Source organism: Rhodanobacter denitrificans (assembly GCF_000230695.2).
GTDB lineage: Bacteria > Pseudomonadota > Gammaproteobacteria > Xanthomonadales > Rhodanobacteraceae > Rhodanobacter > Rhodanobacter denitrificans.
Window position 1 is genome coordinate 1,089,373 of sequence record NC_020541.1, and the last position, 26,677, is coordinate 1,116,049.

The window sequence follows — 26,677 nt, forward strand, 5'->3', positions numbered from 1 at the left end:
TCGCCATGGAATTGAATGTCATTGGCGCCAAGCCGCTCAGCGTGTCGGACGAAGTGTTCGGCGGCGAGTACAAGAAAGCCCTGGTTCACCAGGTGGTGGTTGCCTACCAGGCGGCTGGTCGCGCCGGTACCAAGGCGCAGCTGTCGCGCGGCGAGATGTCCGGCACCACCAAGAAATTCAAGAAGCAGAAGGGCGGTGGTGCCCGTCACGGTGACTACCGTGCGCCGATCTTCATCGGCGGCGGCGTCACGTTTGCCGCCAAGCCGCGCAGCTACGAGCAGAAAGTCAATCGCAAGGCCTACCGTGTCGCGATCCGCTCGATTTTCTCCGAGCTGGCCCGCCAAGGTCGCCTGAAGGTCGTCGAGAGCTTCGGTGTCGAGACGCCGAAGACCTCCGCGATGGTGGCCAAGCTGGCTGAGCTGGAGGTTTCCGGTCGCGTGCTGCTGGTGTCGGAGGATGCCTCCGAGGCGTTGTTCCTGGCCGCGCGCAATATCCCGTATATCTATGTGCTGGACGTGATGGCGCTGAACCCGGTCAGCCTGGTCGGTTCCGACCATGTGGTGATGACGGTCGACGCCGTGAAGAAGGTCGAGGAGTGGCTGGCATGAACAACGAACGCATTCTCGATACGCTGCGCGCGCCGCACATTTCCGAGAAGTCGGCGCGCCTGGCCGAGCATAATCAGTACGTATTCGTGGTCGCCCCGACCGCAACCAAGGCTGATGTCCGCGTTGCCGTGGAGAAGATGTTCGACGTCAAGGTCGAGCAGGTGAACCTCGTCAACACCAAGGGCAAGGTCAAGTCCTTCCGTTTCCGCGCTGGCAGCCGCCAGGGCAAGCGCAAGGCCTATGTGCGTCTTGCCGATGGCCAGACCATCGACGTGTCCGCCAAGGCCTGAGCCAGGAGTTCTGTGAGATGGCACTAATCAACCACAAGCCGACCTCGCCGGGCCGCCGTGACGCGGTGAGCGTCCGCACGGAAGGCCTGTACAAGGGCGCGCCGTACGCGGCGTTGACCGAGTCGCAGTCCAAGACCGGCGGTCGCAACCACCACGGTCGCATCACCACGCGTCATCGTGGCGGCGGCCACAAGCAGCATTACCGCCTCATCGATTTCAAGCGCGACAAGGAGGGCATTGCTGCCCGCGTCGAGCGCATCGAGTACGATCCGAACCGCACCGCGCACATCGCGTTGCTGTGCTATGCCGACGGCGAGCGTCGTTACATCATTGCGCCGAAGGGCGTGCAGGTGGACGACCGCCTGGTGTCTGGCCGCGATGCGCCGATCAAGGCCGGCAACTGCCTGCAGCTGCGCAATATCCCGATGGGCAGCACCATCCATTGCATCGAGCTGCGTCCCGGCAAGGGCGCGCAGATCGCCCGCAGCGCAGGCGCTTCGGTGCAGCTGGTCGCCCGCGAGTCCGGGTACGCCACGTTGCGACTGCGCTCCGGCGAGATGCGCCGCGTCTCGGTCGACTGCCGCGCCACCATCGGCGAAGTGGGCAACGGCGAGCACAGCCTGAAGAAGCTGGGCAAGGCCGGCGCCAAGCGCTGGGTGGGTATTCGCCCGACCGTCCGCGGCGTGGTGATGAACCCGGTCGACCACCCGCACGGCGGTGGTGAAGGCAAGACTTCTGGCGGTCGTCATCCGGTCAGCCCGTGGGGCACGCCGGCCAAGGGTTACAAGACCCGCAACAACAAGCGCACGCAGCAGTTCATCGTGCGTCGTCGTACCAAGTAACAGGAAGCCGACATGCCGCGTTCTCTGAAGAAAGGTCCGTTCGTCGACCTTCACCTCGCGAAGAAGGTGGAAGCTGCGGTTTCCGCCCACAACAAGCGCCCGATCAAGACATGGTCGCGCCGCTCGATGATCCTGCCGGAAATGGTCGGCTTGACCATCGCCATCCACAACGGCCGTCAGCACGTGCCTGTCCTGATCAACGAGAACATGGTCGGGCACAAGCTCGGCGAGTTCGCGGTGACCCGTACGTTCAAAGGCCATGTCGGCGACAAGAAGGGCAAGTGATGAGCACTGAAGCCAAAGCGATCCTGCGCGGCGCCCGCATTTCGGCGCAAAAGGCACGCCTGGTGGCTGATCTGGTCCGCGGTCTTCCCGTGGGCAGGGCCAGCGACGTGCTCACCTACACCAACAAGAAGGCCGCGCACCTGGTTCGCAAGGTGCTGCTGTCGGCCGTCGCCAACGCCGAGAACAATCTCGGCGCGGATGTCGACGAGCTGAAGGTGGCCAGCATCTTCGTCGACGAAGGTCCGGCGATGAAGCGCATGTATGCCCGCGCCAAAGGCCGCGGTTCGCGCATTCTCAAGCGCACCAGCCACATCACTGTGGTTGTTGGTAACTGACCGGGGACATAGACGATGGGTCACAAAGTTCATCCCACCGGTATCCGCCTCGGCATTGCCAAGGACTGGAACTCGAAGTGGTTCGCCAACAAGGGCGATTATGCCAAGTATCTCGTGGCCGACATCAAGGTCCGCGACATGCTGAAGAAGAAGCTGGCTGCCGCCGGTATCTCGAAGATCCAGATCGAGCGCCCGGCCAAGACGGCGCGCGTGACGATCCACACCGCCCGCCCGGGCGTGGTGATCGGCAAGAAGGGCGAGGATATCGAGAAGCTGCGTAAGGAAGTCAGCGACATGATGGGCGTCCCGACGCACATCAACGTCAACGAAGTGCGCAAGCCCGAGCTTGACGCGCAGTTGGTGGCCGAGTCGATCGCGCAGCAGCTGGAGCGTCGCATCATGTTCCGCCGCGCGATGAAGCGTTCGGTCGGCAATGCGATGCGCCTGGGCGCGCTGGGCATCAAGATCAACGTGTCCGGCCGCCTGAACGGTGCCGAGATCGCCCGTTCCGAGTGGGCCCGTGAAGGCCGCGTGCCGCTGCACACGCTGCGTGCCGACATCGATTACGGCTTCGCCGAGGCGAGCACCACCTACGGCATCATCGGCATCAAGGTGTGGGTCAACAAGGGCGAGATCTTCGACCTGACCCAGATCGGCCAGGAGTCGAAGGACGAGTCGCCCGCGCAGCCGCGCCGCGAAGGTGGCGAAGGTCGTCGTAACGATTCGCGTCGCGAGGCCGGTGACGGCCGCCGCGAGCGGTCTGCGAAGTAAGGAGAGTTGCCATGTTGCAACCCAAGCGAACCAAATACCGCAAACAGTTCAAGGGCCGTAACAACGGTCTGGCGCAGTGCTCCAACCTCGTCAGCTTTGGCGAGTACGGCCTGAAGGCTACGACCCACGGCGCGCTCACTGCACGTCAGATCGAAGCCGCCCGTCGTTGCATCACCCGCTTCGTCAAGCGTGGCGGCAAGCTGTGGATCCGCGTGTTCCCGGACAAGCCGATCACCAAGAAGCCGATCGAAGTCCGCATGGGCTCGGGCAAGGGCAGTGTCGAGTTCTGGGTCGCCCCGATCCAGCCCGGGCGCATGCTCTATGAAATCGAGGGCGTCGACGAGTTGACGGCGCGCGAGGCGTTCCGCCTGGCCGCCGCCAAGCTGTCGGTGCAGACCCAGTTTGTGACCCGGGCGGTGATGTGATGGCCAGCAAAGATATCAACAACCAGTCGGCCGAAGAGCTGCAGCAGCACCTGCTGGACCTGCGCAAGGAGCAGTTCAACCTGCGCATGCAGAAGGGTTCCGGCCAGCTCACTCAGCCGCACCAGCTCCGCCGCGTTCGGCGTGACATCGCCCGCACGAAATTCGTGCTCGGCGGCAAGAAGTAAGGGACGGCCGACATGAGCGACAACAACAAGCAGACGCGCACCCTTGAGGGCCGCGTCACCAGCAACAAGATGGACAAGACGGTCACCGTCCTGGTCGAGCGCCAGGAGCAGCACTGGCTGCTCGGCAAGACCATCCGCCGGTCGACCAAACTGCACGCGCAGGACGACCTGGGTGCGAACGAGGGCGACCTCGTGCGCATCGCGGAGTGCCGTCCGCTGTCCAAGACCAAGCATCACCGCGTGGTCGAAATCATCACGCGCGCCAACGTCTAAGGGAGGGTGCAGACATGATCCAGATGCAAAGCACGCTTTCCGCAGCGGACAACAGCGGCGCGAAAGAACTGATGTGCATCAAGGTACTCGGCGGCTCCAAGCGCCGTTACGCCGCGATCGGTGACGTGATCAAGGTCACCGTGAAGGATGCGATCCCTCGCGGCAAGGTGAAGAAGGGCGAGGTTTACAACGCCGTGGTGGTGCGTACTGCCAAGGGTGTGCGTCGTCCCGATGGCTCGCTGATCCGTTTCGACGGCAATGCAGCGGTCCTCCTCAACAACAAGCTCGAGCCGATCGGCACCCGTATTTTCGGGCCGGTTACCCGCGAGCTGCGCAGCGAGAAGTTCATGAAGATCGTCTCGCTTGCGCCCGAAGTGCTCTGAGCGGAGTCAAGACAATGAACCGTATCCGCAAGGGTGATCAGGTCCTGGTGATCACCGGCAAGAACAAGGGTCAGCGCGGCGATGTGCTGCGTGTTGCAGGCGATCGCGTGTTCGTCTCCAACGTGAATCTGGTCAAGCGCCACACCAAGCCGAACCCCCAGGCCAACCAGGCTGGCGGCATCGTCGAGCGTGAAGCCTCGATCCATCTCTCCAATGTGCAGCTGTTCAACCCCGCCACGAACAAGGGTGAACGCGTCGGCACCAAAACGCTCGCTGATGGGCGCAAGGTTCGCGTGTTCCGCTCGTCTGGCGAGGTGGTGGACGCGTAAGGAATCACGATCATGACCCGCCTTGAAAATTTCTACAAAGAGCAGGTAGTGCCGAAGCTCACCGAGCAGTTCGGCTACCAGAACGTGATGCAGGTTCCCCGCATCACCAAGATCACGCTGAACATGGGCGTGGGCGAAGCCGCGGGCAACAAGAAGGTGCTCGAGAATGCCGTGGCCGACATGGCCAAGATCTCCGGCCAGAAGCCGATCACGACCAAGGCGCGCGTGTCCGTGGCCTCGTTCAAGATCCGCGACGGCTGGCCGATCGGCTGCAAGGTCACCTTGCGCCGCGCCCAGATGTTCGAGTTCCTCGATCGCCTGATCAACATTTCGCTGCCGCGTGTGCGCGACTTCCGCGGTGTTTCGGGCAAGGCCTTCGACGGCCGCGGCAATTACAACTTCGGCATCAAGGAACAGATCATCTTCCCTGAGATCGACTTCGACCAGGTCGATGCGCTGCGTGGCATGGATATCTCCATCACCACCACCGCCAAGACCGACGAAGAAGCGAAGGCCTTGCTGGCAGCGTTCAGCTTCCCGTTCCGCAACTGATAGACGCGAGAGATACCCATGGCAAAGACCTCGATGGTCAACCGCGACATCAAGCGGACCAAGCTCGTCCAGAAATTCGCCACCAAGCGTGCCGAGCTGAAGGCGATCGTGCTGAGCCCCAGCGCTTCCTACGACGAGAAGATGGCGGCCCAGTCCAAGCTGCAGAAGCTGCCGCGCGATGCCAGCCCGGTGCGCCAGCGCACCCGTTGCGCGTTGACCGGTCGTCCGCGTGCCGTCTACGCCAAGTTCGGCCTGGGCCGCAACAAGCTGCGCGAAGCGACCATGCGTGGCGACGTGCCCGGCCTGCGCAAGGCCAGCTGGTAACCACCTTTCCGGGCCGGTCGACGGGATATTCCGTCGCCGGCTCACCCGGCGGGCTCAGCGTGCCGCCGGTAGATGCGACTACCGCATCGCTATTCGCCAAAACCTGAAAATGCTGTTATAGTCGGCGGTCTGCGCAAGGCAGGCCGGCGTCCGTGCCGGCTCACAATCTGATTGATTTCCGGTTTTATCGGATATCGGTGCACTCTGAAGGATGTTTTCATGAGCATGACTGATCCCATCGCCGATCTGTTCACGCGTGTCCGCAATGCCCAGGCCATGGGCAAGCCGACCGTGCGTATGCCGTCGTCGAAACTGAAGGTGGCGATCGCCGACCTTCTCAAGAACGAGGGCTACATCCTCGACGCCAAGACTTCCACCGAGGAAGGCAAGCCGGTGCTCGAGCTCAAGCTCAAGTATTTCGAGGGCCAGCCGGCCATCGAGCGCATTTCCCGTGTCAGCCGCTCTGGCCTGCGCGTTTATCGCGGCAAGGACGAGTTGCCAAAGGTCCTGGGTGGCCTGGGCATCTCGATCATCTCGACTTCCGCCGGTCTGCTGACCGATGCGCAGGCCCGCGCCAAGGGTCTGGGTGGCGAAGTCATCGGCCAAGTGGCATAAGGAGTCCATCAATGTCACGTGTTGCCAAACAACCAATTTCCCTGCCCAAGGGCGTCGAGATGACGGTCGGTAACGACGGCATCTCCGTGAAGGGCCCCAAGGGTACGCTGTCCGTGCATCACCTGCCGGGCGTCAGCATCGCCGTGGACAACGGCGTGGCGAACATCAGCCTGGTGGAAGGCGCCGACGACAAGTTCGGCGGCACCGCGCGCGCACTGCTGTCCAACATGGTCACCGGTGTCTCCACCGGCTACGAGCGCAAGCTTGAGCTGGTCGGCGTCGGCTACCGTGTTTCCATGCAGGGCAAGTCGCTGAACCTGAGCCTGGGCTTTTCCCACCCGGTGGTGTTCGATGCGCCGGAAGGCATCAGCATCGAAACCCCGACGCAGACCGAAGTCCTGATCAAGGGCGCGGACAAGCAGGCGGTGGGCCAGGTGGCGGCCAAGATTCGCGGCTTCCGTCCGCCGGAGCCCTACAAGGGCAAGGGCGTGCGTTATGCCGGCGAGAAGATCACCTTGAAGGAAGCAAAGAAGGCTTGATGCGGGTCCCTCCGCGAAGACCGGCCATCCATGGCCGGACTCTTCGAAAGAGCCGCTCATACTAGCCAATCCGCTTTCTGGAGACATGACGATGAACAAGAACGAAAACCGCCTGCGCCGTGCCAAGTCCACGCGGGCCCATATCCGCAAGCTGGCGGTCGCCCGCCTGTCGGTGCACCGTACGGGCCAGCACATCTATGCGCAGGTGTTCGACGCCTCCGGCAAGAACGTGGTGGCGGCTGCCTCCACCGTACAGAAGTCGGTGGCCGAGGGCCTGAAGGGGACCAAGAACCTGGCTGCCGCCGCTGCGGTGGGCAAGGCCGTCGCCGAGCGTGCGAAGGCCGCGGGTATCGAAGCGGTGGCGTTCGATCGCTCCGGTTTCCGCTATCACGGCCGCATCAAGGCACTGGCCGACGCGGCCCGCGAGGCCGGTCTGCAGTTCTGAGCGACACCCGGGTCAGGGCACGTCCCTGATTTCCATTGCATCACCTACAACTCCAAGCGGCCCAGCCGCAAACGAAGTCCCGGTCCGCCGGGCACATGGAAAAGAACATGTCTTCTACCGATCGCGAAAATTCCGACGGCCTGCTGGAAAAGCTGATTGCCGTCAACCGTGTGGCCAAGACCGTCAAGGGTGGCCGCCAGATGAGCTTCACCGCGCTGACCGTGGTCGGCGACGGCGAGGGCAAGGTCGGCTTCGGCTATGGCAAGGCGCGTGAAGTGCCGGTGGCCATTTCCAAGGCGATGGAGCGCGCCCGTCGCCAGATGGTGAACATCGAGCTGAACAACGGCACCCTGTGGTATGCCGTGAAGGCGAACCATGGCGCGGCCCGCGTCTACATGCAGCCGGCTTCCGAAGGTACCGGCGTGATCGCCGGCGGCGCCATGCGTGCCGTGCTGGAAGTGGTCGGCGTGAAGAACGTGCTGGCCAAGGCAGTCGGTTCGCGCAACCCGATCAACCTGGTGCGCGCCACCATCAAGGGCCTGCAGGCAGTCGCCTCGCCCAAGAAGATCGCCGCCAAGCGTGGCAAGAGCCTGGAAGAGGTGCTCGGCAATGGCTAAGAAGAACGAAACCGCCGCCACCGTGCGCGTGCGTCTGGTCAAGGGCCTGCGCGGCGTGCAGGCCCGGCACCGCCTGAGCGTCAAGGCGCTGGGCCTGGGCAAGATCGATGACGTCCGTGAATTGAAGGACAGTCCGCAGGTCCGTGGCCTGATCAATACGGTCTACTACCTGGTTCGGGTCGAGGAGTAAGCATCATGCGTCTGAATGACATCAAGCCGGCCGCCGGTTCCCACAAGACGCGCCTGCGCGTCGGCCGCGGCATCGGTTCGGGCCTGGGCAAGACCGCCGGTCGCGGCCACAAGGGTCAGCACGCCCGCGCAGGCGGCACCCACAAGTATGGCTTCGAGGGCGGCCAGATGCCGCTGAATCGCCGGATGCCGAAGATCGGCTTCCGTTCGAAGAAGCAGGCCGAGAGCCAGGAAGTGTTCCTGTACCAGCTGGCCAGCCTCAAGGGTGACGTGATCGACGTCGTCGCGCTGCATCAGGCTGGCCTGATCAACGGCCGCGCGAAGAAGGTCAAGGTGGTCCTCAAGGGCGAGATCGGTCGCGCGGTGAAGTTGTCCGGTCTGCTGGCTACCGCCGGCGCCAAGGCAGCCATCGAGGCTGCCGGCGGCAGCGTGGAGTAATCAGGTGGCAGCAGCCAAGGGCAATGCACTCGGCAAGCTCGGCAAGCTGACGGAGCTTCGCCAGCGTATCTTCTTCGTGATCGGTGCGCTGGTGGTGTTTCGGCTCGGTTCGTTCATTCCGGTTCCGGGCGTCAACCCGGAGGCGATGACCAACCTGGTCAACGGCAATGGCCTGATGGACATGTTCAACATGTTCTCGGGCGGCGCGCTGGAGCGCTTCTCGGTATTCGCGCTGGGCGTGATCCCGTACATCTCGGCGTCGATCGTGTTCCAGATGATGGGCGCGGTGGTACCGAGCCTGCAGAGCCTGCGCAAGGAAGGCGAGGCCGGCAAGCGTAAGATGACGATGTACACGCGCTATGCCACGGTGGCCCTGGCGGCGTTCCAGTCGTTCGGTATCGCAGTGGCGTTGCAGGGGCAGGTTGCCGCGGGTGGCGCACCGGTGGTCTACACCCCGGGCTTCGGCTTCATCTTCTCGTCCGTGGTCGGGCTTACCGCCGGCACCATGTTCCTGATGTGGCTGGGCGAGCAGATGACCGAGCGCGGCATCGGCAACGGCATTTCCCTGCTGATCTTCGCCGGTATCGTGGCCGGTCTGCCGGGGGCGGTGGTGCATACCCTGGGCATGGCCAGCAACGGCGAGCTGTCGTTGATCAAGTTGTTGATGGTACTTGTTGTAACGCTGGGCGTGACTGGGTTCGTGGTGTTCATGGAGCGTGCCCAGCGGCGCATCACGGTGAACTACGCGCGGCGTTCCGGTGGGCAGAAGGCCTACATGAACCAGAGCTCGAACCTGCCGCTGAAGATCAACATGTCGGGCGTGATTCCGCCGATCTTCGCCTCCAGTCTGCTGATGTTCCCGGCGACTGCGGTGAGCTGGTTCAGCACGGGTCAGAAATCGCGCTGGCTGCAGGACCTGACCCAGGCGCTGAGTCCGGGCAACCCGCTGTACGAGACCGTCTTTTCGGTACTGGTGATCGGTTTTGCGTTCTTCTACACGGCGATCGTGTTCAACGCCGACGAGACTGCCGACAATCTCAAGCGTTCCGGAGCGTTGATCCCGGGTATCCGTCCGGGCAAGGCCACGGCCGGCTACATCGATGCGGTGATGACGCGCCTGACCGGTGTCGGCGCGCTGTATCTGGTGCTGGTCTGCCTGGTGCCGTCGTTCATGCAGAGCGCCTGGCACGTACCGTTCTATTTCGGTGGCACGTCGCTGCTGATCGTGGTGGTGGTGGTGATGGATTTCACGGCACAGGTGCAGGCGCACCTGGTCAGTCACCAGTACGAAAGTCTGCTCAAGAAGGCCAATCTCCGTCGCAACTAGTGGCTGCTGGGGCGAACGGGTCTGGTCGAAGTCGGAGGCTGGCGGCGCCTTGGTGCCGCAGGGCTTTCCAGTCAGGGTAATTCAGGTTAGAATTGCGCGTTTACCGCGCAAGAAACGCATCGGAGAAAGTACATCATGGCGCGCATCGCGGGTGTCAATTTGCCGGTCCAGAAGCATGTCTGGGTCGGTCTGCAGAGCATTTACGGTATCGGCCGCAGCCGGGCCAGGAAGGTCTGCGTGGATGCTGGCGTGGTTCCCACCACCCAGATCAAGTCCCTCAGTGAAGGCGAGGTGGAGAAGATCCGCCACGAGATCGCCAAGTACACCGTCGAGGGCGATCTTCGCCGCGAGGTGGGCATGGCCATCAAGCGCCTGATGGACCTGGGTTGCTACCGCGGCCTGCGTCATCGTCGCGGCCTGCCGGTGCGCGGCCAGCGCACGCGTACCAACGCACGCACCCGCAAGGGCCCGCGTCGCGCCATCAAGAAGTAAGTAACGGATTCCGAACATGGCCAAGCCTGTCAAGACCAAGAAGAAGATCAAGCGCGTTGTCACGGATGCCGTGGCCCACGTGCAGGCCTCCTTCAACAACACCATCGTCACCATTACCGATCGCCAGGGCAATGCCCTGTCGTGGGCGACCGCCGGCGGCGCGGGTTTCCGCGGTTCGCGCAAGTCGACCCCGTTCGCCGCCCAGGTGGCCGCCGAGAAGGCCGGTCGTGCCGCCGGCGACTACGGCGTGAAGACGGTGGAAGTGCGCATCAAGGGTCCGGGCCCGGGCCGCGAGTCGGCGGTGCGCTCGCTGAACGCGTTGGGCTACAAGGTGCTCAACATCATCGATGTCACGCCGATTCCGCACAACGGCTGCCGTCCCCCCAAGAAGCGTCGAGTCTAAGAGGTTGTTTTTTGCGATCATCCCTGATCGCGAAAATCAAAAACCGGCCTTCCTTGGCCGGACTATCGAAAGAGAAAAAACATGGCCCGTTATCGTGGAGCTACCTGCAAACTCGCCCGTCGTGAGGGTGCAGATCTCAGCCTGAAGAGCCCGGCGCGCGCGCTGGATTCCAAGTGCAAGCTGGAAAACAAGCCCGGTCAGCATGGCGCGAACAAGCGCATGCGCATGTCCGACTACGCCGTGCAGCTGCGTGAAAAGCAGAAGGTCAAGCGCATCTACGGTGTGCTCGAGCGCCAGTTCAGCAACTACTACACCAAGGCGACCACCCTCAAGGGCAACACCGGCGAGAACCTGCTGCGCCTGCTCGAGAGCCGCCTGGACAACGTCGTCTACCGCATGGGCTTCGCGGTCACCCGCGCCCAGGCCCGCCAGCTGGTCGCGCACAAGGCCATCCTGGTGAACGGCAAGAAGGTGAACATTCCTTCGTACCAGGTGCGCCCGGGCGATGCGATCGCGCTGACCGAGCGCGCCCGCAGCCAGCTACGCGTGCAGGAGGCGGCGACTGTGTTCGACACCATGGACCTGCGTCCGGGTTGGGTCGAGGTCGACAGCAAGAAGTTTGAAGGTACGTTCAAGTCGGTGCCGGATCGTGGCGATCTGCCGACCGACATCAATGAAGCCCTGATCGTCGAGCTTTACTCGAAGTAATTTTACCGGAGCTCTGCATGGCAGTTTCGTCAACTAGCGTGCTGCGGCCGCGTGGCCTCAGCGTCGAACAGCTCGGAGCCAACCGCGCCAAGGTGGTGGTCGAGCCGCTCGAGCGTGGCTTTGGCCACACCCTGGGCAACGCGCTGCGTCGCGTGCTGCTCTCCTCGATCCCCGGCAGCGCCATCGTCGAGGTCGAAATCGATGGCGTGCTGCACGAGTACACCACCCTGGAAGGCCTGCAGGAGGACGTGATCGAAGTCCTGCTGAACCTCAAGGATGTGGCGATCCGTCAGCACAGCGGCGACGAGGTCACCCTCACCCTGTCCAAGAAGGGCAAGGGCGTGGTCACGGCCGGCGACATCGTCGTCGACCACTCGGTGGAGATCATCAACCCCGAGCACGTGATCTGCCACCTGACCAAGGACATCGCGCTCAACATGCGCCTGAAGGTGCGTCGAGGCGTCGGCTACCAGCCGGCCAGCGCGCGGCAGCATCCGGATGACGAGGCGCGTCCGATCGGCCGCCTGCAACTGGACGCGTCGTTCGCGCCGGTGCTGCGCGTGGCCTACGAAGTGGACGCGGCTCGTGTCGAGCAGCGTACCAACCTCGACAAGCTGGTGCTGGACATCGAGACCAACGGCACCATCGGCGCCGAGGATGCGGTGCGCAAGGCGGCCGAGATCATCAACGACCAGCTGTCGGTGTTCGGCGATTTCTCGCGTCGCGAGAGCGCCACCGACAAGGCGGAGAAGAGCGGTTTCGATCCGCTGCTGCTGCGCCCGATCGACGATCTGGAGCTCACCGTGCGTTCGGCGAACTGCCTGAAGGCCGAGAGCATCTATTACATCGGCGACCTGGTGCAGAAGACCGAGGTCGAGCTGCTGAAGACGCCGAACCTGGGCAAGAAGTCGCTGACCGAGATCAAGGACGTGCTGGGCGGTCGTGGCCTCGCGCTGGGCATGAAGCTCGAGAACTGGCCGCCGCCGGGCTTGTCGCACGGTATGCAGCTGGGTTGATGGAAAGCCGGGATCCCGTATCCCGAAAAACATAAGCGGATAGCCGCGGAAGGCCGGACGCAGGTGCCGGTCTTTCATAACAACAGACCAAAGAGAGTTCCGTCATGCGCCACATGAAATCCGGACGCAAGTTCAACCGGACCAGCAGCCATCGCGAAGCCATGTTCAAGAACATGGCTTCGTCGCTGTTCAAGCACGAGCTGATCCGTACCACCCTGCCGAAGGCGAAGGAACTTCGCCGCGTGGCCGAGCCGCTGATCACCCTGGCCAAGGCCGACGGCGTGGCCAATCGTCGCCTCGCCTTCTCGCGCCTGCGTGACAAGGAAGCGGTGGGCAAGCTGTTCGTCGAGCTGGGCCCGCGCTACAAGGAGCGCCCCGGCGGCTACCTGCGCATCCTGAAGTGCGGCTTCCGCGATGGCGACAACGCGCCGATGGCGTACGTCGAGCTGGTCGGCCGCCCGCAGGTCGAGGCCGTCGACGCCGAGTAAGGCGGTCGATCGGGCGGGCCCACCGCACCTTCAGACAAGAGACCCGGCCGGGTGACCTGCCGGGTTTTCGCGTATGGGGGCTTCGCCGGGCCGGGTATTTCTGCCCGATGCCGCTTGCCTGCTGACAGCGTCCAGGCGAACGGGTAATGTCATTGGTTCCGCAACGCAGCAATCCACCATGAATCCATTCCGCTGGTCGTACCGTGTCAGTTTCCTCGTCGGCTTCCTGGTCTGCGCGGGGCTGCTCGGCTTTGCGCTGTACGCCGAATACGGACTGGGCATGACGCCGTGCCCGCTGTGCGTCTTCCAGCGCATCGCGTTCCTGTTCATGGCGCTGTTCTTCCTGGTGGGCGGCCTGCATGCGCCGCGTGGCAACGGCCGCTGGGCCTATGCAGGGCTGGTACTGGTCGGTGCGGTGGGTGGCATCGTCACCGCCGGCCGCCATCTCTGGCTGCAGACCCTGCCGGCCGACCAGGTGCCTTCCTGCGGCCCCGGCCTCGGCTACATGCTGGATGCGTTTCCGTTCTCCCGCATGCTGAAGCTGGTCTTCACCGGCTCGGGCGAGTGCGCCAAGGTCGAGCCGATCCTCGGCCTGCCGATGCCGGCCTGGACCCTGCTGTGGTACGTCGCGCTGGCCGTGCTGGCGATCGCGGCGGCGCGGCGCCGGTCTGCCGTGAAGTGAGCGTTCCCGTTGCCATCCAGGGTCGTGTGATGAATCCCGCCGTGTCCAACTTCCGTCTCCCCGCCGACTGGGCGCCCGACTCGTGGCAGCAGCGCGTGGCGCTGCAGCAGCCGCATTACGACGATGCGGGGGAACTGGCCGCCGCCGGCGCCCAGCTCGCCCGGTTGCCGCCGCTGGTGACCTCGTGGGAAGTGCTTGCGCTGAAGCAGGCGCTGGCCGAGGCGCAGGAGGGCGGGCGCTTCCTGCTGCAGGGCGGCGATTGCGCGGAGAGCTTCGCCGACTGCACCAGCCCGGTGATCTCGAACCGGCTGAAGGTGCTGCTGCAGATGAGCCTGGTGCTGGTGCACGGGCTGAAGAAGCCGGTGCTGCGGGTGGGCCGTTTCGCCGGGCAGTACGCGAAGCCGCGTTCGACGGATCACGAGGTCCGTGACGGTGTGAGTCTGCCCAGTTTCCGCGGCGACGTGGTCAACGGCCCGGAGTTCACCGCCGCCGCGCGCCGGCCCGATCCGCAGCGGCTGATCCAGGCGCATGCGCATTCCGCCCTGACCATGAACTTCGTGCGCGCGCTGATCGACGGCGGCTTCGCCGACCTGCATCACCCGGAGTACTGGGATCTGGCCTGGGTCGAGCACTCGCCGCTGGCTGCCGAGTACCGCCAGATGGTCGCGGCCATCGGCGACTCGTTGCGCTTCATGGAGACCCTGGCCGGTCCGATCGCCGGTTTCTCCAAGGTGGACTTCTTCACCTCGCACGAGGCGCTGCTGCTGCACTACGAGCAGGCACTGACCCGCCAGGTGCCGCGCCATCCCGGCTGGTTCAACCTGTCCACCCACTTCCCGTGGATCGGCATGCGCACCGCCGCGCTGGATGGCGCGCACGTGGAATATTTCCGCGGCATCCGCAACCCGGTGGCGGTGAAGGTGGGGCCGTCGGTGACTGCCGCGCAATTGCTGCCGCTGATCGACGCGCTGAGCCCGGACGACGAGCCGGGCCGGCTGACCCTGATCCACCGCATGGGCAACGCGAAGATCGCCGCGGCGCTGCCGCCGCTGCTGGACGCGGTGAGGCGGGAGGGCCGGCGCGTGCTGTGGGTGGCCGATCCGATGCACGGCAATACCGAGAGCACCTCGAACGGTTACAAGACCCGCCGTTTCGACAACATCCGCGGCGAGCTCGACCAGGCGTTCGACATCCATGCCGCCGCCGGCACGCGGCTGGGCGGCGTGCACCTGGAATTGACCGGCGAGGACGTCACCGAGTGCATGGGCGGTGCGCGCGACCTGTCCGAGCGCGACCTCGACCGCGCCTACAAGTCGATGGTCGATCCGCGCCTGAACTACGAGCAGTCGCTGGAACTGGCGATGCTGATCGTGCGCAAGTCGGCCGGGGCAATGCCGGCGCCCGAGTGATCGGCCATGACAGATGTCATGGCCGCGGACTGGCACTGTGCACTGGAGTGCGTGTGCCGGAAGCGTGACCATGGGTTCCTCTGACGGGGAGCATCGAACGGTGACCGAAAAGAATCCGGCGTCGCCGCGCGTCGACCTCTGGACGCTGCTGGGGCTGGTGCTGCTGCTGTTGCCTTTGCTGACCATGGCGCATGAGCTGATGGGACACGCGCTTGCCTGCGTCGCCAGTGGCCATCGGCCCAGCGAGCTGGGCGCGTATTACGTCGAGTGCCCCGGGACGGGTAGCTGGAGCAGACGCATCGTGGCGATGGCCGGTACGGGCGTGGACGCGATACTGGCAACGTTGGCCTGTCTCGCCTGGAGCCGGGTGAAACGGCCGCTGCCGCGGCTGGTGCTGTGGATCGTGTTCACCGTGAAGGGCATGGTCGCCGCGGGTTACTGGATGTTTTCCGGGGTGACCAACCTCGGCGACTGGGGGCCGGACACGGGTGGCGGCATCGGCCCGCTGCCGTGGCCGTGGCTGTGGCGAGGTGTGATGTTCGCCATAGGCCTGTACGTCTACATCGCAGTGGTCCGTCGGGCCATACGCATGATGTGGGCGATGCTGGGCGGCGGCGGGCAGGCCCGACATGAGCAGCGGAAGATTGCCATGGCCGTGTACGCGATCGGCGGCATGGTCGCCGTGCTCGTCAGCCTGCTGAATCCGCTGGGTATCGCGATCACCCTGATGTCGGCAGTCGCTTCAACGTTCGGCGGCACCGCTGGGTTGTTCAACGTGGCCTATGCCCGTGCCTGCAACGAACCGCCGCGCGATTTCGCGATCGGCCGCCATGGCGCCATCGTGGTTGCCGGCGTGCTGGTGACGCTGGTGTTCGCGGTAGTGCTGGGGCCGACGGTCTACCTGCGCTAGCGACGCGTTACGGCCGTTTTCCGGTTGCCACGGGCTTGCCGCCCACCGTCTCCAGGAACTGCGGCGGCTGCCACGCGCCGGCATGCTGCTCGAAGCCGTAGGCGATCGAGATCAGCGCGGGCTCGCTCCACTTCGCGCCGAACAGCACGATGCCCACCGGCAGGCCGTGGGCGAAGCCGGCGGGTACCGTGATCGAGGGGTAGCCGGCCACGGCCGCCGGCTGCGACGCGCCGCCCACGGTGGGGTCGCCGCTGACGATGTGGTCGCCGAGCACCGGGTCGGTCATGAAGGCCGGACCCCACGACGGCGCCAGCAGGGCGTCCAGATGTTGTGCCTGCAAGGCGGCGTCGATGCCCTCCGGCCCGGACAGCCGCTTCGCCTTGGCCAGCGCATCCGTGTACGCCTTGTCGCTGAGCGGCCCCTTTTTCTCCGCCTGCTCGAACAGTTCCTGGCCGAACCAGGGCATCTCCTCGCCGGCGTGTGCCTGGTTGAACGCGACCAGGTCGGCCAGCGTCCTTGCCTTGAGGCCGCGGCGGTTGGCGAGGTAGGCGTCGATGTCGTGCTTGAAGTCGTACAGCAGCACGGTCATCTCCGGCTCGCCCAGCTCGGCCAGGTGCGGCAGCTTGACCGGGTCGACGATGATCGCGCCCTGCGCCTTCATCAGCGCGATCGCCTGCTCGAGCACGCGGTCGGCGTTAGGCTCGGCGCCGGCGAGCTGGCGCACCACGCCGATGCGCTTGCCGCGCAGGCCGTTCGGGTCGAGGAACTTGGTGTAGTCGGTGGCGTGCCGGTCCGCTTCGGCGGTGGCCGGATCGCGCGGGTCGCTGCCGGCGATCACCGTGAGCAGGGCGGCGGCGTCGGCCACGCTGCGCGCCATCGGGCCGGCGGTGTCCTGGCTGTGGCTGATCGGCACGATGCCGCTGCGGCTGACCAGGCCCAGGGTGGGCTTGATGCCGACGATGCCATTCATCGCCGCGGGGCAGATGATCGAGCCGTCGGTCTCGCTGCCGATCGCCGCGGTGGCCAGCCCGGCCGCCACCGCGGCGGCGGAGCCGGCACTGGAGCCGCAGGGGTTGCGGTCGAGCACGTAGGGGTTCTTCGTCTGCCCGCCGCGTCCGCTCCAGCCGCTGCTGGCGTGGTTGGAGCGGAAGTTGGCCCACTCGCTGAGGTTGGTCTTGCCCAGCACCAGCGCGCCGGCCTTGCGCAGCCGTTCGACCAGGCCGGCGTCGCGCGGCGCCGGCGCGTCGATGAGCGCCAGTGAGCCGGCGGTGGTGAGCATGCGGTCGCCGGTGTCGATGTTGTCCTTCAGCAGCACCGGGATGCCGTACAGCGGGCCGTGAGCCTTCGTGCGCTTCGTGTCGAGCGCGCCGGCCAGCGCCAGCGCCTCGGGGTTCGACTCGATCACCGCGCGCAGGGTCGGGCCGGAGCGATCGATGCGCTGGATGCGGTCGAGCAACGCCTGGGTCAGCTGGCGGCTGTCCAGCGTGCCGGCGTCCATACGCTGCTGCAGCTGCGCGATCGATGCGTAGGCGGTCTCCGGCGTAGCGGCCTCGGCGGCCAGTGCGGAGGCGGCAAGCAAGGTGGAGACGAAGGCGGCGAGATGGACGGCTGAATGCTTCACGATGACCCCCGATATGACGAGCGCGGCACGCAGCCGTGTCGGCCAAGCTTAGCGCCAGCGTGACCGGCGTGCGGTGGTGGCCGCAGTACAATCCCCGGATGATGACGAACGCCCGCGCCTGTCCAGTCCGTTTCCGCTCAGTCCGTTCCTTCGGTGTCGCGATCCTGCTGGTGACCACGCTGTTGTCTGGCGCTCCTGCCCGTGCCGCCGATACGGACGCTACGCCGCCGGTTCCCGACACCCTGCAGCAGCGTATCGCCGCCTGCACCGCCTGCCATGGCGTGCATGGCGAAGGCACGCCCGGCAGCGGCTACTTCCCGCGCCTGGCCGGCAAGCCGGCGGCGTATCTCGCGCGCCAGATGCAGGATTTCCAGAACGGCCTGCGCAAGTACGCGCCGATGGAATACACCGTGCGCCAGCTGCCGCCCGCGTACATGCGCGAGATCGCCGACTACTTCGCGGCGCAGCAGATCCCGTACGCCCGCTCGCCGCTGCCGCCGGTATCCGCCGCGACGCTTGCGCGCGGCGAGGAACTGATCGGCAAGGGCGATCCGGCCCGCAGGATTCCTGCCTGCAGCAGCTGCCACGGCAGCCAGCTGACCGGGGTGGAGCCGTCCACGCCGGGGCTGGTCGGCCTGCCGTACGACTACATCAGTGCGCAGCTGGGCTCGTGGCGCACGCACACCCGCGCCACGGTGGCGCCGGACTGCATGGCCGAGGTGGCGAGCCGGCTCGGCGCGTCGGACATCACTGCGGTGGCCGCCGCGCTGGCCAGCCGCGAGCTGCCGGCCGACACGCACCCGCAGCCGGCCGGTTCGGTGAAACCGCCGCTGGCCTGCGGCGTGCTGGGCGCGCCGGGAGACCCGTCATGAAGTGGCTGCGCTGGCTGTTGCCGTCGGTGGCGCTGCTGGTCGTGCTGGCGCTGGGCTGGGTGCTGTTCGGCGGCCGCAGCCAGCCGACGCCGCCGGCCGCGAGCAAGGTCGCGGCGGCCAGCCTGCGCGATCCGGCGCTGCTCGCGAAGGGCGAGTATCTGGCTACGGTCGGCGACTGCGCCGGCTGCCATACCGCGCAGGGCGGCGTGCGCTACGCCGGCGGGCGGGCGCTGGCCACGCCGTTCGGCAACATTCCGGTGCCGAACATCACGCCCGACCGCGAAACCGGCCTGGGCGACTGGAGCTTCGAGGATTTCTGGCAGGCGCTGCACAGCGGTAAGGGCCGCCACGGCGAGCTGCTGTATCCGGCGTTCTCCTATACTTCGTACACCAAGGTCAGCCACGACGATGCGCTGGCGATCTTCGCCTGGCTGCAGTCGTTGGCGCCGGTGCGGCAGAAGAACATGACGCCGGCGCTGGCGTTCCCGTACAGCGTGCGCAACAGCCTGAAGGCCTGGCGCGTGCTGTACTTCCGCGAAGGCGAGTTCAAGCCCGACCCGGCGCAGTCGGCCGAGTGGAACCGCGGCGCCTACCTGGTGCAGGGGCTGGGCCACTGCAACGAATGCCATGCGGCGCGCGACACGCTTGGCGGCACGCCGCAGGACGTGCACCTCAGCGGTGGCCAGATCCCAATGCAGAACTGGTACGCGCCCGACCTCAGCACCGGCAGGAACGGCGGCCTGGAAGGCTGGAGCGCGCAGGACATCGTCGACCTGCTGAAGACTGGCCAGTCGGCCCGGGGCGCGGCATTCGGTCCGATGGCCGCGGTGGTGTCGGGCAGCACCCAGCACCTGAGCGACGCCGACCTGCGCGCGATCGCCAGCTACCTGCAGTCGTTGCCGTCGCGGGAACAGCCGGCGCCACCGACCACGCCGTTCGACGCCAGGACGCTGGCCGAGCAGGGTACGAAGGTTTATGCGAAGCACTGCGCTGCATGCCATGGCAAGCGCGGCGAAGGCGTCGCCGGCGTCTATCCGCCGCTGGACGGCAACTCCTCGGTGACCGAGCCGACCGGCATCAACGCGACCCGCATGGTGCTGCTCGGCGGCTTCACGCCGGTCACCGCGGCGAACCAGCGGCCGTACTCGATGCCGCCGTTCGCGCAGCAGCTGAGCGACGCCGAGGTGGCGGCTGTGGTCACCTACATCCGCCGCACGTGGACCAACCAGGCCTCGATCGTGCGCGCCGAAGCGGTCAGCACGTACCGGCACACGCCGATCGACTGACTCCGGCTTCGCGTGTAGCAGCGCACTGTGTGCGCGATGCTCTTGCGCTTACTGCATTCAGAGCCTAGAGCTTCAGAGGCAAGAGCAAGAGCATCGCGCGCAAGCGCACTCCTACACGTCCGCCCGGGCAGCGTGATACAGCTCGCCCAGTGCCAGCCACGGCGCCAGGTCCCAGTACCCGCGCGCCTGGCCGGATGGCGAGGGCAGCACGAACAGCCGCGTGCCGCCGACGGTGTCGCCCTGCAAGCCATAGCCGACTGCATGGCCGAGTGCGGCGCGCGCCGCGTTCTTGCTGGTGAAGGCGAGCAGGCGCGGAGCGTGGCGTTCGATCCGGGCGAACAGGGCAGGCGCATCGAACGCATCGGGCGGCAGCTCGTCGTCGTTGCCGCTGTGGCGCTTGGCCAGGTCGGTGAGGCCGATGCCGAACTGCGGCAGCAGCGGAAACTCCGCCGGCGCCAGCAGGCGCGGCGTGAGGCCGGACGCATGCAGCGCGCGCCAGAACAGGTTGCCAGGGTGGGCGTAGTAGGCGCGCTCGGCGGCCGAGCGCCTGCCTGCAGCGGTGCCGCAGAACACCAGCGCCAGCCCGGGTTGCAGCAGGTCGGGCAGGATCGGGCGCTCAGTCCGCCGCGGCATGGCCATCGGGCCGGCTGTCGTCCAGCAGGAAATCGGTGAACTGGAAGCGACCGTCGCGCAGTACCGATTCGCCGCGGCGCAGCTTGAGCGGCCGGCGGAACAGCGGCCCGGCGTAGCTCAGCGTGTGGAACTCGCCGCGCTCGCCGCAGGGGTCGACGCCGGCCGGCAGCGCGTCGAGCAGGGCGGCGTCGTAGGGGCGGCCGCAGAAGTCCGCGTCGAGCTGCTGGGTATCCACGCAGCACAGCACCGCACGGTGGCCTTCGCCGACGAAGCGGCGCGCCAGCGCGGCGGTGTCTTCGCCCCACAGCGGGAACACCGCGCGCCAGTTCTCGCGGCCGAGCTGGCGCACGCGGTAGTCGCGCACGTCCTCCAGGAACAGGTCGCCGAACGCGCAGTGGCGGATTCCCGGCCAGCGCATGCGCGCCTCGACCAGCGCCTGCGCGTGGGCCGCCTCGTAGGCTTCGTTGCTGCCGGGCCAGTCCAGCATCACCTCCAGCAACGGCAGGCCGAGCGCGGCGGCCTGTGCCTGCAGCACCTCGCGCGGCGTGCCGTGCATGGCCACGCGCTGGTAGTTGCGGTTGACCGTGGTGAGCAGGCCGGCCACCTGCCATTGCGGATCGGCCAGCAGCCGCTGCAAGGCCAGCAGGCAGTCCTTGCCGCCGCTCCAGGCCAGCAGGGTGGGCGTAGGCGTAGGCGTGGGGGTCGTCATGCGTTCGCTTCCGGGGTGGTCGGGTGGCAGAGCTTGTCGCGCGCCAGCGCCCATTTTGCGTCATCCGGCGCCGGTCTGCGGATTCCATGCCGTGGTTCATCGACAGTCCGTGGCTGCACCGCTATAAAGATCACCTGTCCGGGGGAGTATGCGGTGAGCGAAGAAATCCTGATCAACGTGACCCCGCGCGAGACGCGGGTCGGGGTGGTCGAGAACGGCATGCTGCAGGAGGTACACGTCGAGCGGGCGTCGCGGCGCGGCTATGTCGGCAACATCTACAAGGGTCGCGTGCAGCGGGTGATGCCGGGTATGCAGGCGGTGTTCGTGGAGATCGGGCTGGAGCGCGCGGCGTTCCTGCACGCCTCGGACATCGTGCGCCCGGCACCGGCCGAGGGCGCCGAGTCGAACGGCAACGGCCACCTGCCCTCGATCAGCGAACTGGTGCACGAAGGCCAGGAGATCGTGGTGCAGGTGGTCAAGGACCCGATCAGCACCAAGGGCGCGCGGCTGTCGGCGCACCTGTCGATCCCTTCGCGCTACCTGGTGCTGCTGCCGTACGCGCGCACGCTGGGCATTTCCGCGCGGATCGAGGACGAGGCCGAGCGCCAGCGCCTGCGCGAGGTACTGACCCCGCTGCTCGGCGACACTCCGCTGGGTTACATCGTGCGCACCAATGCCGAGGGGCAGAGCGCCGAGTCGCTGGCGTTCGACGTGACCTATCTCGGCAAGGTGTGGCGGGTGGTGCAGGAGAACATCGCCAGGGCGAAGGTCGGCGAGCGCGTGTACGAGGAATTGTCGCTGCCGCTGCGCAGCCTGCGCGACATGCTCAACGAGGACATCGAGAAGGTGCGGGTGGATTCGCGCGCGACGTTCGAGAACGTGGTCAAGTTCGTGCACAAGTTCATGCCGAACCTGGACGACCGCGTCGAGCACTACGACGGCGAACGGCCGATCTTCGACCTGTACGGCGTCGAGGACGAGATGCAGCGCGCGCTGAAGAAGGAAGTGCCGCTGAAATCCGGCGGCTACCTGATCGTCGACCAGACCGAGGCGATGACCACCATCGACGTCAACACCGGCGCCTACCTGGGCACGCGCAACCTGGAGGAAACCGTCTACCGCACCAACCTGGAGGCGGCGCAGGCGGCGGCGCGCCAGCTGCGCCTGCGCAACCTGGGCGGCATCATCATCATCGACTTCATCGACATGAGCGACGAGGAGCACAAGCGGCAGGTGCTGCGCATGCTCGGCAAGGGGCTGGCGCGCGACCACGCCAAGACCACGGTGTATCCGATGTCGGCGCTGGGCCTGGTCGAGATGACCCGCAAGCGCACCACCGAAAGCCTGGCCCGCCAGCTGTGCGAGCCGTGCCCGGCCTGCAACGGCCGCGGCGTGCTGAAGACCGCCGAAACGGTGACCTACGAGATCTTCCGCGAGATCACCCGCGCGGTGCGCCAGTTCAACGCGCGGAAGCTGCTGGTGATGGCCAGCCCGGCGGTGGTCAACCGGATCCTGGAAGAGGAATCCGGCGCGGTGGCCGAACTGGAAGAGTTCATCTCCAAAAGCATACGCTTCCAGGCCGAAGAGCATTATTCGCAGGAACAGTTTGATGTCGTGTTGCTGTAATTCCGGCGGCTGCCCATCCATGCGGGACCGCCGCGCGTGAACGCGCTGTGGCGGCGCCGGCTGCATCGTTGCGCGCGCGCGTCGGGCTGGGTCGCCGGGGTGGCGCTGATCCTGCTTGCCGTGGTCGCGGCGCTGGCCCAGCTGCTGCTGCCGCTGCTGGCGCGGCATCCGGACTGGGTGGCCGCGCAGCTCAGCGCGCGGCTGCAGCGGCCGGTCAGCTTCGCCTCGATGGAGGGGCGCTGGACTGGCTCCGGCCCGGTGTTCGTGATGCATGGGGTAAGCGTCGGCGCGGCCGCCGGCGAGAGCGGTGCCGTGCTGCAGCTGCCCGAATCGGAGCTGAAACTCGACTTCGGCGGCTGGCTGCTGCCGTCGCGGCACCTGCTCAACCTGCACGTGCGCGGCCTGCAGCTGGACCTGCTGCGCGACGCCGGCGGCTGGCACGTCAACGGCATCGGCGTGGCCGGCGGCAGCGCGCGGCAACCGTTGTCGCCGGGCCGGCTGTCGGCCGACCTGTGGCTGGAAGACCTGCGCGTGGTGGTCACCGATGCCACCCTGGGCAAGCACTACACGCTGTTGTCGAAGCAGCTGCGGCTGAGCCACCAGGGCAGCCAGATCCGCTTCGGCGGTGTGCTGCGGCGCGACGGGGTAAGCGCCGCGCTGCGCACGGCCGGGCGCTTCCGCGACGACGGCAGCGCGGGCCAAGTGTGGGTCGAGGTGGCGGGCGGCGAGCTGAAGCCGCTGCTGGACGGCATCGACTTGGGCGGCTACTCCATCGACCACGGCCGCGGCCAGCTGAATGCCTGGCTCGACTGGCGCAACGGCCAGCTGAGCCGCAGCCTGATCCGTTTCGACCTGGACACGCTGGCGGTGACCGCGCCGGCTGGCGGCAAGGCCAGCGTGGCCTCGCTGCACGGCTTGGCCGGCGTGCGCCACGCGGACGACGGTTACGACCTGCGCTGGGCTGGCGACGACGGCAGCGCCCTGGCGCTGAACCTGCGCCAGGGCAGCGGCAACGCCAGCGTAGACGTGGCCGCGCGCCAGCTGCAGCTGGCGCCGCTGCTGCCGTGGCTGGCGCTGAAGCCGGCGCTGTCGCCGGCGCTGGCGCAGTGGCTGGGCAGCGGCCATCCGCGCGGCGTGCTGGATCGGCTCGCGCTGCACTGGAGCCGCGCACAGGGCCTGCGTTCGGTCGAGCTGGCGTTCAGCGGCCTGGGCATCGACCCGGTCGGCAAGCTGCCGGGGCTGAGCCGCCTGCACGGCGAGTTGCGTGGCGACGCCGAGGCGCTGTCGCTGGAACTGCCTGCCCAGGCCACCACGCTGGCCTTCCCGCACACGTTCCGCCAGCCGTTCGTGCTGTCGCGTTTGGCCGGCACGCTGGCGTTCTGGCCGCAGGACGGCGACTGGCACATTGGCGTTGACGCACTGGACTTCAACGGCGCCGGCTACGCCGGCCAGGCCCGCGGCGAGCTGATGTTGCCGGCGCAGGGCGGCGCCCCGTTCATGGAGATGTACGCGAAGCTGACGCAGGCCGACGTGGTCGCCGCCAAGCTGTTCTGGCCGATCGACTCGATGTCACCCGGCACCGTTGCCTGGCTCGACCGCGCCCTGGTCGCCGGCCGTCTCGACCAGGCCGACGTGCTGCTGCGCGGCGACCTGCACGATTGGCCGTTCCGGAACAACGAAGGGCGCTTCGAGGCACGCGCGGTGATCAGCGACCTCACCCTCGACTACGGCAAGGGCTGGCCACACGCCGAAGGCGTCAGCGCGGTGGCCAACTTCATCGACAACGGCATGCTGGTCGAAGCCGACGGCGGCCACGCGCTGGGCGTGAAGGCGGAGCGGGCGGTCGCGCTGATCCCGGACTTCCATGACGCCCTGCTCGACCTCAACGTGCAGGGCAGCGGCAGCGGCGCCAGCCTGATGGAGTTCGTGCGCAAGAGCCCGATCGCCAGCCGCGAGGCCGACACCCTGGCCAAGCTGAAGCTGGGTGGCAGCGGCACGTTCGGCTTCCACCTGGCACTGCCGTTGAAGGAGGGTCTCGGCGAGCCGCGGCTGGACGGCCTGGCCGAGCTGAAGGACGCCGACCTCAGCGCGCCGGCGTGGAAACTCCAGCTGGACAAGCTCAACGGCCCGCTCAGCTTCGACCTGCACGGCATGCGCGCCGGCCCGCTGGACGCCGGCTTCCGCGGCCAGCCGTCGACCCTGCAACTGGCGATCGCCGGGGCCAACAGCGACCCGGCCACCGTGCTGTCGGCGCAGTTGCACGGCAACTACCGCCTGGCCGAGCTGGTGCAGGATTATCCGACCCTGGACTGGATCGGCAAGCTGGGCGACGGGCGTGGCGCGTTCGACATCGGCTTCACCATCGCCCGCGTGCCGGGTCGCGACGCGCTGGCGCAGACGCTCAGCGTCGACTCGCCGCTGGACGGCATCGCGCTGGAGCTGCCCGCGCCGCTGCACAAGCCGGCGGCGGCCAGCCTGCCGCTGCACCTGACGATGAGTCTGCCAATCGAGGGCAGCGAGCTGCGGCTCGGCCTGGGTGATGCGATGCGCGGCTACCTGCGCCTGGCCGACGCGCAGCGCCCGCTGGCCGGCACCCTTGCGTTCGGCAGCCGGGTGCCCGCGGAACTGCCATCGCGCGACCTGCGCATCCGCGGCCATGCCGGCCGGCTCGACGTCACCGGCTGGGTGCAGCACGTGGCGGCCGGCAGCGGCAGCGATGGGCCGGGGCTGGAGAGCCTGGAGGTCAGCGCCGACCAGACCGAGTGGTTCGGTCGCGAGCTGGGCGCGCTGAAACTGCATGCCACGCCGCAGGCGGATCTGCTCAGCGTGGACGTGGACGGCCCGGCGATGCTCGGCAACTACAGCATCCCGAGGCAGGAACTGGACAAGCGCGGCATCACCGCGCGGCTGAAGCGGCTGTACTGGCCGAAGGATCCCGGCGCCGAAGCCGCCAGCCATCCACCCAAGCCCGATGCCGGCGCCGCGCTGCCGGCCGCCGCGACACCGGCGGCGCCGGCGCCCGACCCGGCCAACACCGGGATCAACCCGGCGGCATTGCCGCCGTTCCACGTGTGGGTCGGCGACCTGCGCATGGGCGACGCGAAGCTCGGCGAGGCGCGCCTGGAAACCTGGCCGACCGCCGAGGGCCTGCACATCGAGCAGTTGCGCGCGTTGTCCAGCCGCGTGCAGATCACCGGCAGCGGCGACTGGAACGGCACTGCCAGCAACAGCCACACGCACATGAAGATCAACTTCGCCGCCGAGGATCTCGGCGCGATGCTGGGCGCACTCGGTTTCGACGGGCTGGTCAACGGCGGCAAGACGCGCGACCAGCTCGACGCCAGCTGGCCGGGCGCGCCCAGCGGGCTGTCGCTGGCCACCATGGACGGCACCCTCAGCATCCGCGTCGACGACGGCCGCATCCCCGAGGCAACCTCGCCCGGCGTGGGGCGGCTGCTCGGGCTGGTCTCGCTGACCGAGCTGCCGCGCCGGCTCACCCTGGATTTCGGCGACGTATTCGGCAAGGGGCTGGCGTTCGACTCGATCAGCGGCGACTTCAAGCTGGCCAACGGCAATGCCATCACCGACAACCTGTCGATCGTCGGCCCGGCCGCCAACATCAGCGTCAACGGCCGCACCGGCCTGCGCGCGCGCGACTACGACCAGCAGATGGTGGTGGTGCCGCACGTCGGCAACAGCCTGCCGCTGGTGGGCGCGATGGTCGGCGGCCCGGTCGGCGCCGCGGCAGGCTTCGCCGTGCAGGGCATTCTTGGCCGCGGCCTCAACCAGGCCGCCAGCGCGCGCTACCGCATCACCGGCAGCTGGGATGAGCCGGTGATCACCCTGGTCGAGAAGCGCGGCAGCATGCCCCCGCCGGCAGCGCCCTTGCTCAACCCCGCCGGCAGCCGGCCGGCTGCCGGCGGGGGCGCGACGCAGCTGCCTGCGCTCGGCCTGCCGGCAGCGGCCGGCAGCGCCGTGTTGCCGGCCGCGCCAAGCTCGGTTCCGCCGCCCGCCTCCAGGCTTTAAAGCCGCCGGCGCGAGCCCCATGTG

General features: G+C 67.0%; 35 protein-coding genes. 32 read left to right on the top strand and 3 right to left on the bottom strand.

Translation table 11 applies throughout. The features are described from left to right. Positions 1–5 precede the first annotated feature (5 nt). The 28 genes from rplD to R2APBS1_RS04910 all read left to right on the top strand — a co-directional run bounded on the left by rplD (position 6) and on the right by R2APBS1_RS04910 (position 15,880). A complete protein-coding gene (gene rplD, locus R2APBS1_RS04775) occupies positions 6–608 on the top strand; it encodes a 50S ribosomal protein L4 (protein ID WP_015447079.1) in 603 nt (200 codons plus the stop codon). Then, positions 605–898 carry a 50S ribosomal protein L23 gene (gene rplW / locus R2APBS1_RS04780; protein WP_007513343.1) on the top strand — a complete coding sequence of 98 codons (294 nt, stop codon included), beginning with the start codon at positions 605–607 and terminating at the stop codon, positions 896–898. The genes rplD and rplW overlap by 4 nt, the downstream gene beginning before the upstream one ends. Before the next feature lie 17 nt (positions 899–915). Beyond that, positions 916–1,740 carry a 50S ribosomal protein L2 gene (gene rplB, locus R2APBS1_RS04785; RefSeq protein WP_007513344.1) on the top strand — a complete coding sequence of 275 codons (825 nt, stop codon included), beginning with the start codon at positions 916–918 and terminating at the stop codon, positions 1,738–1,740. A gap of 12 nt (positions 1,741–1,752) precedes the next feature. Then, complete coding sequence (gene rpsS / locus R2APBS1_RS04790) at positions 1,753–2,025, top strand: 30S ribosomal protein S19 (RefSeq protein ID WP_007513347.1); 273 nt, start codon at positions 1,753–1,755, stop codon at positions 2,023–2,025. Next, a complete protein-coding gene (gene rplV, locus R2APBS1_RS04795) occupies positions 2,025–2,360 on the top strand; it encodes a 50S ribosomal protein L22 (RefSeq protein ID WP_007513348.1) in 336 nt (111 codons plus the stop codon). The genes rpsS and rplV overlap by 1 nt, the downstream gene beginning before the upstream one ends. Positions 2,361–2,375: 15 nt before the next feature. Further along, a complete protein-coding gene (rpsC, locus tag R2APBS1_RS04800; protein WP_007513351.1) occupies positions 2,376–3,131 on the top strand; it encodes a 30S ribosomal protein S3 in 756 nt (251 codons plus the stop codon). Between the two features lie 11 nt (positions 3,132–3,142). Further along, positions 3,143–3,556, top strand: a complete 414-nt coding sequence (rplP, locus tag R2APBS1_RS04805) for a 50S ribosomal protein L16 (RefSeq protein ID WP_007513352.1) — start codon at positions 3,143–3,145, stop codon at positions 3,554–3,556. Further along, entirely contained in the window at positions 3,556–3,741 is a 186-nt protein-coding gene (gene rpmC, locus R2APBS1_RS04810) for a 50S ribosomal protein L29 (RefSeq protein WP_007513354.1), read from the top strand. Before rplP ends, rpmC begins: the two co-directional genes overlap by 1 nt. A gap of 12 nt (positions 3,742–3,753) precedes the next feature. Beyond that, positions 3,754–4,014: a 30S ribosomal protein S17 gene (rpsQ, locus tag R2APBS1_RS04815; RefSeq protein ID WP_007513356.1), complete on the top strand. Its 261-nt coding sequence runs from the start codon at positions 3,754–3,756 to the stop codon at positions 4,012–4,014. Between the two features lie 14 nt (positions 4,015–4,028). Beyond that, positions 4,029–4,397, top strand: coding sequence for a 50S ribosomal protein L14 (gene rplN, locus R2APBS1_RS04820; protein ID WP_007513359.1), 369 nt, complete (start codon positions 4,029–4,031; stop codon positions 4,395–4,397). Between the two features lie 14 nt (positions 4,398–4,411). Further along, a complete protein-coding gene (gene rplX, locus R2APBS1_RS04825; protein WP_007513361.1) occupies positions 4,412–4,726 on the top strand; it encodes a 50S ribosomal protein L24 in 315 nt (104 codons plus the stop codon). A 9-nt stretch (positions 4,727–4,735) separates the two neighbouring features. Then, complete coding sequence (gene rplE, locus R2APBS1_RS04830) at positions 4,736–5,278, top strand: 50S ribosomal protein L5 (RefSeq protein WP_174315863.1); 543 nt, start codon at positions 4,736–4,738, stop codon at positions 5,276–5,278. 18 nt (positions 5,279–5,296) lie between these two features. Then, positions 5,297–5,602 (top strand): 30S ribosomal protein S14, encoded by a 306-nt coding sequence (gene rpsN / locus R2APBS1_RS04835; protein WP_007513366.1) that lies wholly within the window; start codon positions 5,297–5,299, stop codon positions 5,600–5,602. Between the two features lie 219 nt (positions 5,603–5,821). After that, positions 5,822–6,217: a 30S ribosomal protein S8 gene (rpsH, locus tag R2APBS1_RS04840; protein WP_007513367.1), complete on the top strand. Its 396-nt coding sequence runs from the start codon at positions 5,822–5,824 to the stop codon at positions 6,215–6,217. Positions 6,218–6,228: 11 nt separating this feature from the next. Next, complete coding sequence (gene rplF, locus R2APBS1_RS04845; RefSeq protein WP_007513369.1) at positions 6,229–6,756, top strand: 50S ribosomal protein L6; 528 nt, start codon at positions 6,229–6,231, stop codon at positions 6,754–6,756. Between the two features lie 85 nt (positions 6,757–6,841). Next, positions 6,842–7,201 (top strand): 50S ribosomal protein L18, encoded by a 360-nt coding sequence (rplR, locus tag R2APBS1_RS04850; protein ID WP_174315851.1) that lies wholly within the window; start codon positions 6,842–6,844, stop codon positions 7,199–7,201. A gap of 107 nt (positions 7,202–7,308) precedes the next feature. After that, a complete protein-coding gene (gene rpsE, locus R2APBS1_RS04855) occupies positions 7,309–7,818 on the top strand; it encodes a 30S ribosomal protein S5 (protein WP_007513373.1) in 510 nt (169 codons plus the stop codon). Continuing rightward, positions 7,811–8,008: a 50S ribosomal protein L30 gene (gene rpmD / locus R2APBS1_RS04860; protein ID WP_007513375.1), complete on the top strand. Its 198-nt coding sequence runs from the start codon at positions 7,811–7,813 to the stop codon at positions 8,006–8,008. The genes rpsE and rpmD overlap by 8 nt, the downstream gene beginning before the upstream one ends. A 5-nt stretch (positions 8,009–8,013) precedes the next feature. Next, positions 8,014–8,445 carry a 50S ribosomal protein L15 gene (rplO, locus tag R2APBS1_RS04865; protein ID WP_015447081.1) on the top strand — a complete coding sequence of 144 codons (432 nt, stop codon included), beginning with the start codon at positions 8,014–8,016 and terminating at the stop codon, positions 8,443–8,445. A 4-nt stretch (positions 8,446–8,449) separates the two neighbouring features. Then, entirely contained in the window at positions 8,450–9,772 is a 1,323-nt protein-coding gene (gene secY / locus R2APBS1_RS04870; protein ID WP_015447082.1) for a preprotein translocase subunit SecY, read from the top strand. A gap of 135 nt (positions 9,773–9,907) precedes the next feature. After that, on the top strand, positions 9,908–10,264 hold the full coding sequence (gene rpsM / locus R2APBS1_RS04875) for a 30S ribosomal protein S13 (RefSeq protein ID WP_007513382.1): 357 nt from the start codon (positions 9,908–9,910) through the stop codon (positions 10,262–10,264). A gap of 16 nt (positions 10,265–10,280) precedes the next feature. Next, on the top strand, positions 10,281–10,667 hold the full coding sequence (rpsK, locus tag R2APBS1_RS04880) for a 30S ribosomal protein S11 (protein ID WP_007513384.1): 387 nt from the start codon (positions 10,281–10,283) through the stop codon (positions 10,665–10,667). Between the two features lie 81 nt (positions 10,668–10,748). Then, on the top strand, positions 10,749–11,375 hold the full coding sequence (gene rpsD / locus R2APBS1_RS04885) for a 30S ribosomal protein S4 (protein ID WP_008435462.1): 627 nt from the start codon (positions 10,749–10,751) through the stop codon (positions 11,373–11,375). A 17-nt stretch (positions 11,376–11,392) separates the two neighbouring features. After that, on the top strand, positions 11,393–12,391 hold the full coding sequence (locus R2APBS1_RS04890) for a DNA-directed RNA polymerase subunit alpha (protein ID WP_007513388.1): 999 nt from the start codon (positions 11,393–11,395) through the stop codon (positions 12,389–12,391). A 104-nt stretch (positions 12,392–12,495) separates the two neighbouring features. Further along, complete coding sequence (gene rplQ, locus R2APBS1_RS04895) at positions 12,496–12,879, top strand: 50S ribosomal protein L17 (RefSeq protein ID WP_007513389.1); 384 nt, start codon at positions 12,496–12,498, stop codon at positions 12,877–12,879. 178 nt (positions 12,880–13,057) lie between these two features. Continuing rightward, the gene (locus tag R2APBS1_RS04900) at positions 13,058–13,561 is read left to right on the top strand and encodes a disulfide bond formation protein B (protein ID WP_015447083.1); all 504 of its coding nucleotides are present in this window, start codon (positions 13,058–13,060) and stop codon (positions 13,559–13,561) included. A 29-nt stretch (positions 13,562–13,590) separates the two neighbouring features. After that, positions 13,591–14,970: a class II 3-deoxy-7-phosphoheptulonate synthase gene (locus R2APBS1_RS04905; protein ID WP_015447084.1), complete on the top strand. Its 1,380-nt coding sequence runs from the start codon at positions 13,591–13,593 to the stop codon at positions 14,968–14,970. 100 nt (positions 14,971–15,070) lie between these two features. Next, the gene (locus tag R2APBS1_RS04910; RefSeq protein ID WP_015447085.1) at positions 15,071–15,880 is read left to right on the top strand and encodes a hypothetical protein; all 810 of its coding nucleotides are present in this window, start codon (positions 15,071–15,073) and stop codon (positions 15,878–15,880) included. A gap of 7 nt (positions 15,881–15,887) precedes the next feature. Here the strand turns inward: R2APBS1_RS04910 and R2APBS1_RS04915 are convergent, their stop codons facing one another. Continuing rightward, positions 15,888–17,501: an amidase gene (locus R2APBS1_RS04915; protein WP_015447086.1), complete on the bottom strand. Its 1,614-nt coding sequence runs from the start codon at positions 17,499–17,501 to the stop codon at positions 15,888–15,890. Between the two features lie 101 nt (positions 17,502–17,602). Here R2APBS1_RS04915 and R2APBS1_RS04920 point away from each other — a divergent pair, with 101 nt between their 5' ends. Both R2APBS1_RS04920 and R2APBS1_RS04925 read left to right on the top strand, forming a co-directional pair. After that, complete coding sequence (locus R2APBS1_RS04920) at positions 17,603–18,373, top strand: c-type cytochrome (protein ID WP_041676860.1); 771 nt, start codon at positions 17,603–17,605, stop codon at positions 18,371–18,373. Continuing rightward, positions 18,370–19,659, top strand: coding sequence for a cytochrome c (locus R2APBS1_RS04925; protein ID WP_015447088.1), 1,290 nt, complete (start codon positions 18,370–18,372; stop codon positions 19,657–19,659). The genes R2APBS1_RS04920 and R2APBS1_RS04925 overlap by 4 nt, the downstream gene beginning before the upstream one ends. Positions 19,660–19,770: 111 nt before the next feature. Here R2APBS1_RS04925 and R2APBS1_RS04930 read toward each other — a convergent pair whose 3' ends face one another. After that, positions 19,771–20,298: a mismatch-specific DNA-glycosylase gene (locus R2APBS1_RS04930; RefSeq protein ID WP_015447089.1), complete on the bottom strand. Its 528-nt coding sequence runs from the start codon at positions 20,296–20,298 to the stop codon at positions 19,771–19,773. After that, positions 20,276–21,001: a Dph6-related ATP pyrophosphatase gene (locus tag R2APBS1_RS04935; protein WP_015447090.1), complete on the bottom strand. Its 726-nt coding sequence runs from the start codon at positions 20,999–21,001 to the stop codon at positions 20,276–20,278. The genes R2APBS1_RS04930 and R2APBS1_RS04935 overlap by 23 nt, the downstream gene beginning before the upstream one ends. A 153-nt stretch (positions 21,002–21,154) precedes the next feature. Between R2APBS1_RS04935 and rng the strand changes: the two genes are divergently transcribed. Together rng and R2APBS1_RS04945 are read left to right on the top strand one after the other, a co-directional pair. Next, the gene (rng, locus tag R2APBS1_RS04940) at positions 21,155–22,627 is read left to right on the top strand and encodes a ribonuclease G (protein ID WP_007513409.1); all 1,473 of its coding nucleotides are present in this window, start codon (positions 21,155–21,157) and stop codon (positions 22,625–22,627) included. Positions 22,628–22,663: 36 nt separating this feature from the next. Then, the gene (locus R2APBS1_RS04945; RefSeq protein ID WP_015447091.1) at positions 22,664–26,653 is read left to right on the top strand and encodes a YhdP family protein; all 3,990 of its coding nucleotides are present in this window, start codon (positions 22,664–22,666) and stop codon (positions 26,651–26,653) included. Positions 26,654–26,677: the final 24 nt, after the last annotated feature.